Source organism: Meiothermus hypogaeus (assembly GCF_003574035.1).
Taxonomy (GTDB): domain Bacteria; phylum Deinococcota; class Deinococci; order Deinococcales; family Thermaceae; genus Meiothermus; species Meiothermus hypogaeus.
The window spans coordinates 1-554 of sequence record NZ_QWKY01000184.1 but is presented as its reverse complement, the minus strand read 5'-3'; the positions used below and the strand labels follow the sequence as shown (position 1 = coordinate 554).

1 protein-coding gene is annotated in these 554 nt (G+C 70.2%); it reads right to left on the bottom strand.

The genetic code is table 11. The features are described from left to right. Window positions 1-110: 110 nt before the first annotated feature. Entirely contained in the window at window positions 111-368 is a 258-nt protein-coding gene (locus tag Mhypo_RS17860) for a hypothetical protein (protein WP_119342537.1), read from the bottom strand. Window positions 369-554 lie beyond the last annotated feature (186 nt).

The window sequence follows — 554 nt, the reverse complement described above, 5'->3', positions numbered from 1 at the left end:
CGGTCGGGGAGGGCCAGGGGGGGCAGGGCCAGCAGGGCCACCCCCAGGGCCAGCGACCCCAGGATCTTCAGCAGCAGCGCCTCGAGCTTGCCCAGGTTTCCCATGCCCGCTCACCTCCCCGCGTAGGGGTCGAGCTCGGCGGGGAGCTCGTAGGGGGTGTTGAAGACGTCGAAGTCGTTCTCCTCGGGCAGGAAGCCGGGGAAGTTGAAGCCCTCGGGCATCGGCTCCACCACCCAGTCCGCCGGGCGGTGGCCCTCGCACACCAGCCGCCCCCCCTCCAGCCGCATGGAGATGGGCTCTCGCGGGTAGATGCGCACCCAGCGGCCGTAGAGGGGGTGCCACTCCGCGCGCCAGGAGGCGTAGAGCACGATCTTGAGCGGGCCGTCGGCGGGGGCGACGGCGAAGGCGCCGGAGACCCGATCGGCGTCGGTCCGCCTCCCGGCGTACTTCCCGTTGGCGTACTCGATGAAGGCGCCTTCACCGACGCGCCACGACCTTTAAGCGGGGTCGGGGCTCTTTATACGAGCTTAATAGGCTAGCCGCATCATAGCGCC